The 5,786-nt window shown below is 77.4% G+C and carries 6 protein-coding genes; 5 read left to right on the top strand and 1 reads right to left on the bottom strand.

What is annotated here, in order from left to right:
* The first annotated feature begins 159 nt into the window (after positions 1 to 159).
* Positions 160 to 396 carry a DUF2945 domain-containing protein gene (locus RIF68_RS25005; protein ID WP_309053553.1) on the top strand — a complete coding sequence of 79 codons (237 nt, stop codon included), beginning with the start codon at positions 160 to 162 and terminating at the stop codon, positions 394 to 396.
* Between the two features lie 38 nt (positions 397 to 434).
* Here the strand turns inward: RIF68_RS25005 and RIF68_RS25010 are convergent, their stop codons facing one another.
* The gene (locus RIF68_RS25010; protein WP_309053554.1) at positions 435 to 1,184 is read right to left on the bottom strand and encodes a class I SAM-dependent methyltransferase; all 750 of its coding nucleotides are present in this window, start codon (positions 1,182 to 1,184) and stop codon (positions 435 to 437) included.
* A 228-nt stretch (positions 1,185 to 1,412) separates the two neighbouring features.
* Here RIF68_RS25010 and RIF68_RS25015 point away from each other — a divergent pair, with 228 nt between their 5' ends.
* The 4 genes from RIF68_RS25015 to RIF68_RS25030 all read left to right on the top strand — a co-directional run.
* Positions 1,413 to 2,654: a polyprenyl synthetase family protein gene (locus RIF68_RS25015; protein WP_309053555.1), complete on the top strand. Its 1,242-nt coding sequence runs from the start codon at positions 1,413 to 1,415 to the stop codon at positions 2,652 to 2,654.
* Positions 2,651 to 4,219, top strand: a complete 1,569-nt coding sequence (gene crtI, locus RIF68_RS25020) for a phytoene desaturase family protein (protein WP_309053556.1) — start codon at positions 2,651 to 2,653, stop codon at positions 4,217 to 4,219. Before RIF68_RS25015 ends, crtI begins: the two co-directional genes overlap by 4 nt.
* On the top strand, positions 4,216 to 5,274 hold the full coding sequence (locus RIF68_RS25025; protein WP_309053557.1) for a phytoene/squalene synthase family protein: 1,059 nt from the start codon (positions 4,216 to 4,218) through the stop codon (positions 5,272 to 5,274). Before crtI ends, RIF68_RS25025 begins: the two co-directional genes overlap by 4 nt.
* The coding region (locus RIF68_RS25030; RefSeq protein WP_309053558.1) for a Rieske (2Fe-2S) protein at positions 5,271 to 5,786 on the top strand (516 nt) is incomplete at its 3' end. The genes RIF68_RS25025 and RIF68_RS25030, both read left to right, overlap by 4 nt.

The following is a 5,786-nucleotide window of genomic DNA, read 5'->3' on the forward strand; positions in this document are numbered from 1 at the left end:
CCAGCTCTCTTCCGTTCCCGGGCGCCGGGCGGACGCACGGGGCGGCCCCCGTGTCCGGGCTTCCGTGGGCAGGACCGGACGCGGTTCCTCCCGTCCGCCCTCAGTGTGGAACAAACGGGCTCCCCGCGCGCACCGGCGTGCGGCGGGAAGGAGGCGGTCATGGCGAAGGGCAAGGCGTCCTCGGGGAAGCGGGCGCTGTCCGAGGGCGACAAGGTCTCCTGGCGCAGCCACGGCAGGGAGACCACGGGCACCGTCGGGAAGAAGATCACCGAACGCACCCGGGCGGGCGGGCGCACGGTGGACGCCACCGCGGACGAACCGCAGTACGAGGTGCGCAGCGATCGCTCCGGGCGCACGGCCGCGCACAAGCCCGGAGCTCTGAAGAAGAAGCGGTAGCGCGGCCGGCCGCTCCTCCCCCGGGGGTGCGGTGCCGGTCAGGGCCGGGTCGCCACGAAGGTGTGGGTGATTCCGGTCTGCCAGCCGGGCAGGGGCAGCGTGCGCACCCCGGTGAACCCGGCGCGCCGCAGCCGGTGCGCGAATTGGTCGGCGGTGTCGAAGGCGAGGACGCTGCGCCACAGATGCCGGTAGAGCGCTTCGTCGCCGTGCCGCCGCCCCCACGGCACGACGACGGTGGCCATCACCGCCGACCAGACGGCCCGGTGGACGGCCCGGCCGCCGAGGGCGTACTCGTGGACGGCGAGCCTGCCGCCGGGGCGCAACAGGTCGCGTGCCACGGCGAGACCGGCGTCGGGGTCCGCCAGATTGCGGAAGAGGTACGCGGCGAAGACCGCGTCGTACGGCCCGCCGGCCCCTGCCCCCGTACCGGCTTCCGTCGCCGCCTGTGCCGCTCCTGCGCCTGCTACCAGGTTCTCCACGGAGGCGTGGACGAAGGTCACGCCCGGGGGCCAGGTCTTCCGCCGGGCCTCGGCGAGCATGCCGGCCGAGGCGTCGACGCCGGTGACGGTGGCGCGCGGGGCGGCGCGCAGCAGGGCGGCCGTCGACGCGCCGGTACCGCAGCCGAGGTCGAGCACGGACTGCCCCGCTCCCCCGCCGGGCAGGCCCAGGCGCCGCGCCGAGCGGAGCAGGTGGCGGTGGTGTCCGGGGCTGGCCGAGGTCATCCGGTCGTACGTCGGAGCCGCGTGGTCGAACGCTCCGGCGAGGTCGGCGTCGGTGAGCGGGGACATCGTCGGCTCCTCCACGGGTCTCGGTCCCCTCAGTGTCGGCCCGGGCCCCGCCCGCCGCGCCCCGCCGGGTCCTTTCGGGTGCCGCACGCCCCGGGCGGGTGCCCGCGCGTGCCTCGGAGGCGGTGGCCGAGGGGGCCGCTCGGCGCAATGCGCGTGCATCCGCGGGCGAGGGCGGTACGGAATGACTCGTGAGCCTCACCCGCCATGCCACCGGCCCAGGGAGTTCCGATGCGCGCACAGGACCCGCTCGACCCGCTCGTTCCCTCCGCTCCGCCTGATCCGGCCGCTCCCGGCGGCCCGGTCGATCCGGCCGCCGTCGACAGGGACGTGCCGGCCGCGGTGGAGGCCCGGCTCGGTGAGACGCTGGAGCGGCGCCTCCGGGAGGCCTCCGCCACCGACGCGGTCTTCGGGGCCGACCTCGCGGGCCGCGTGGCGCGTTTCGCGCTCGCGGGCGGGAGCCGCCTGCGGGCGGAGCTCCTCTGGTGGGCGGCCCGGGGCCGCCCGGACGGCGACGGCGAGCCCGGGGCGGCCGCCAGGGCCCTTGGGGCCGCGGCGGCGATGGAGCTGATCCAGACGTGCGCCCTGATCCACGACGACGTGATGGACGGATCCGCCCTGCGGCGGGGGCGTGCCGCACTGCACGTCGTCCTGGACGAGCAGTACGGGACCGGCGCGCGTGAGCTGCCCTGCGGCACCTTCGGCGGCGCGGCCGCCGTGCTGGCCGGTGACCTGGCCCTGGCGTGGGCCGACGACACGTTCGTGGAGTGTCTGGAGGGGGCGCGGGCGGCCGGAGGCGCGTACGCGATCTGGCGCGCGATGCGTACGGAGATGGTGGCGGGCCAGTACCTCGACCTCCGGGCCCAGGCCACCGGCACCGGGTCGGCCGGGCAGGCGGTCCGCACCGCGGCCCTGAAGACGGCCTCGTACACCGTGGAGCATCCGCTGGCGCTGGGAGCGACGCTCGCGGGCGCGCCGGAGCGCACCGTCCGCCGGCTGCGGGAGGCGGGGCGGTCGGCGGGGCTCGCCTTCCAGCTCCACGACGACCTGCGGGGGACGTTCGGGGATCCGGCGGTGATCGGGAAGCCGGTCGGCGAGGACGTCCGGGAGGGCAGGGCGACGTACGTCCTGGCCGTCGCGCGCGAGCGGTGCGAACGGGCCGGGGACGAGACGGGCCTGCGGCTCCTGGACAGGGCGGTGGGGCCGGCCGGGGCCGGTGGGCGAGAGGTGGACCGGGTGCTCGACCTGCTGGTGGCGTGCGGGGCGCGCGACGAGGTGGCGCGGCGCGTCGGGGAGCTGTGTCACCGGGGCACCGAGGCGGTCCGGGAGGCCGGACTCGCGCCCGCGGCCGCCGACCGGATCGTGACGCTGCTGCGCGGCGCCTGCGGACCGGACGGCGGCGCGTCCGCCTCCGGTCCGCAGGACACCGCGCGGGAGGCCGGCGGACCGGTGCTGATCGGAGGAGGCCGTTGAGGAGCGTGACCGGTCCGACGGACCACGTCGTGGTGGTGGGCGCCGGTCTGGCGGGGCTGGCGGCCGCGCTGCATCTCACGGGCGCGGGGCGGCGGGTGACCGTCGTGGAGCGGGAGGCGCTTCCCGGCGGGCGGGCCGGGCGCCTGGATCTCGCGGGTTACCGGGTGGACACCGGGCCGACCGTCCTCACCATGCCGGACATCCTCGACGAGGCGTTCCAGGCCGTCGGCGACTCCCTGCGCGAGCGGCTCGATCTGATTCCGCTGCGGCCTGCCTACCGGGCGCTGTTCGCCGACGGTTCCCGGCTCGACGTCCATACGGACGGCGCCGCCATGGAGGAGGAGATCACCGCCTTCGCCGGCGCGCGGGAGGCCCTCGGGTACCGCCGGCTGCGCGGGTGGCTGGAGCGGCTCCACGCCGTGCAGATGCGGCGCTTCATCGACGCCAACTTCGACTCCCCCGCCCAGCTGCTCTGCCCCGAGCTGGCGCGGCTGGCCGCGCTCGGCGGGTTCGGCCGCCTGGACCGGGCGATCGGCCGGTTCCTGCGGGACGAGCGGTTGCGCCGGGTCTTCACCTTCCAGTCCCTGTACGCGGGGGTGGCGCCGTCGCGCGCGCTGGCCGCGTACGCCGTGATCGCGTACATGGACACGGTGGCGGGGGTGTACTTCCCCCGGGGCGGGATGCACGCCGTGCCGGAGGCGATGGCGCGCTCGGCGGAGCGGGCGGGGGCGGTGCTCCGGTTCGGGGAGCCGGTCCTGCGGCTGGAGCGGACGGGGAGCCGGGTGACGGCGGTGGTCACCGCCCGGGACCGCATCCCGTGCGACGCGGTGGTCCTCACCCCCGACCTGCCGGTCTCCTACCGGCTGCTGGGCGGCGCGCCCCGGCGGGCCGTACGTCTGCGGCACGCGCCCAGCGCGGTGGTGCTCCATGTGGGGACGGACCGGACGTGGCCGCGACTGGCCCACCACACCCTGTCGTTCGGGTCGGCGTGGGAGGACACCTTCGACGAACTGATCGGCTCGGGACGGCTGATGAGCGATCCGTCCCTGCTGATCACCAGGCCGACCGCCACCGATCCGTCGCTCGCCCCGCCCGGGCGGCACCTGCACTACGTCCTGGCGCCGTGTCCCAACACCGAGACCGGGCCGGGCGTGGCGCACTGGGGCGAGCTCGGTCCCCGCTACCGCGACGGGCTGGTGCGTGAGCTGGAGCGACGGGGGCTGGCGGGGCTCGGGGCGTCGATCGAGGCGGAGAGCCTGGTGACACCGGCGCAGTGGTCGGCGCTCGGCCATGCGGCCGGGACGCCGTTCTCGGCGGCGCACACCTTCGCGCAGACCGGCCCGTTCCGTCCGCGGAACCTCGTCCGGGGGACGGAGAACGCCGTCCTCGCGGGCTGTGGCACCACCCCGGGGGTGGGGGTGCCGACGGTGCTGCTCTCGGGGAAGCTCGCGGCCGCCCGGGTGACGGGCGGCGAACGGCCGCGGCGGTCCGTCCGCCCGGCCGTCCGGGCGTCCGGGGCCGCCGCGGCGCCGGCCGCCGCACCGGGCGAGGGGCGGACGGCATGACGGCCCGGGAACTGGACGCCGCCGGCATCACCGACCCGTCGCTGCGCGCGGCGTACGCGGTCTGCCGGCGCCTCAACGCCCGCCACGGCCGCACGTACTTCCTCGCGACCCGGCTGCTGCCCGCCGACCGGCGTGCGGCCGTGCACGCCCTGTACGGATTCGCGCGGTACGCCGACGACATCGTCGACGACCTGGGCACGGCGGCCACACCCGGGGAGCGCGGCGAGGCGCTGAGCGCCCTGGAGCGGCAGTGGAGGCGCGCCGTGCGGGGCGAGCGGGTTCCGGAGCCGGTGGTGCGGGCGGCGGCGGACACCCGGGCGCGGTACGGCATCGGCGCGCACCACTTCGCCGACTTCCTCGCCTCGATGCGCAGCGACCTGACGGTCGGTGGTTACGCCACGTACGCCGATCTGCGGGCCTACATGCACGGTTCGGCCGCCGTCATCGGGCTGCAGATGGTGCCGGTGCTCGGCACGGTCGGGCCGCGGGCGGAGGCGGAGCCGTACGCGGCGGACCTCGGCGTGGCCTTCCAGCTGACGAACTTCCTCAGGGACGTCGGCGAGGACCTCGACCGGGGGCGGGTCTATCTGCCCGCCGATCTGCTGGCGGCCCACGGGGTCGACCGGGACCTGCTGCTGTGGAGCCGGCTGACCGGCTGCCGGGACGTCCGGATCACCTCGGCGCTGCGGGCCGCCGCGGCGCTGACGCGGGAGGTCTACCGGGCGGCGGAGCCCGGGATCGCCCGGCTGGATCCGGTCTCGGCGCCCTGTGTGCGTACGGCGTTCGTGCTGTACGGCGACATTCTCGGCGCGATCGAACGGGACGGGTACGCGGTGGTCCACCGGCGGTCCGCCGTGGGCCGCCGGCGCCGGGCGGCGGTGGCCCTGCGGGGTCTGGCCGGCGCCCTCGCGGCGCGGCACGGGCCCCGTCCGGCCGCGCGCGGCGGCCGCCCCCTGCCGGCGGCCCGGCGGACGGAGGCGCGGCCGGGTGAGGGTCCGGCCGCCGCGGGTGGAGGCGCCGGTGCGACCGGGCGCCGGGGAGAGGAGACGCGGTGAGCACGGGAGACCGTACGGGCCGGCGGAAGGCGATCCCGCTCCGGCTGCGGCGGAACGCCGTCGCCTGGGAGCGTCAGCGCCCGACGTGGCGGGAGGCGCGGCCGGCGCTGATCGCGGAGGCCCTTAAGCGGGCCCGGTCGCGCCCGACGGGCAACTGGTTCGTCGTCGGGGCGGCGCGGGACCTGACCGCGCGGCGGCCGCTGGGGCGCACCGTGGCGGGTACCGAGATCGTGCTGTGGCGCGGCGAGGACGGCACCCCCCACGCGGGTCCCGGGGCGTGCCCGCACCTGGGGGCGCCGCTCAAGGACGCGGCCGTCCGGTGCGGGCGGCTCATCTGCCACTGGCACGGGCTCGACCTGGACGGCGGCCCGTTCGCGGGCTGGTCGCCGTGGCCGGTGCACGACGACGGGGTGCTGCTGTGGGTGCGGCTGGACCGGGTGGGCGGGGAGCCGCCCACCCGGCGGCCCGCCGTCCCGGCACGGCCGGCCCGGGGCGCGTCGCTCGCCGCCGTG

The sequence above is a fragment of the Streptomyces sp. genome (assembly GCF_031178505.1).
GTDB classification, from domain to species: domain Bacteria; phylum Actinomycetota; class Actinomycetes; order Streptomycetales; family Streptomycetaceae; genus Streptomyces; species Streptomyces gulbargensis.

Excerpts from the sequence above, each read along its gene's own strand:
- RIF68_RS25005 (WP_309053553.1), top strand. The coding sequence starts at position 160 with ATGGCGAAGGGCAAGGCGTCCTCGGGGAAGCGGGCGCTGTCCGAGGGC.
- RIF68_RS25010 (WP_309053554.1), bottom strand. The coding sequence starts at position 1,184 with ATGTCCCCGCTCACCGACGCCGACCTCGCCGGAGCGTTCGACCACGCG.
- RIF68_RS25015 (WP_309053555.1), top strand. The coding sequence starts at position 1,413 with ATGCGCGCACAGGACCCGCTCGACCCGCTCGTTCCCTCCGCTCCGCCT.
- RIF68_RS25025 (WP_309053557.1), top strand. The coding sequence starts at position 4,216 with ATGACGGCCCGGGAACTGGACGCCGCCGGCATCACCGACCCGTCGCTG.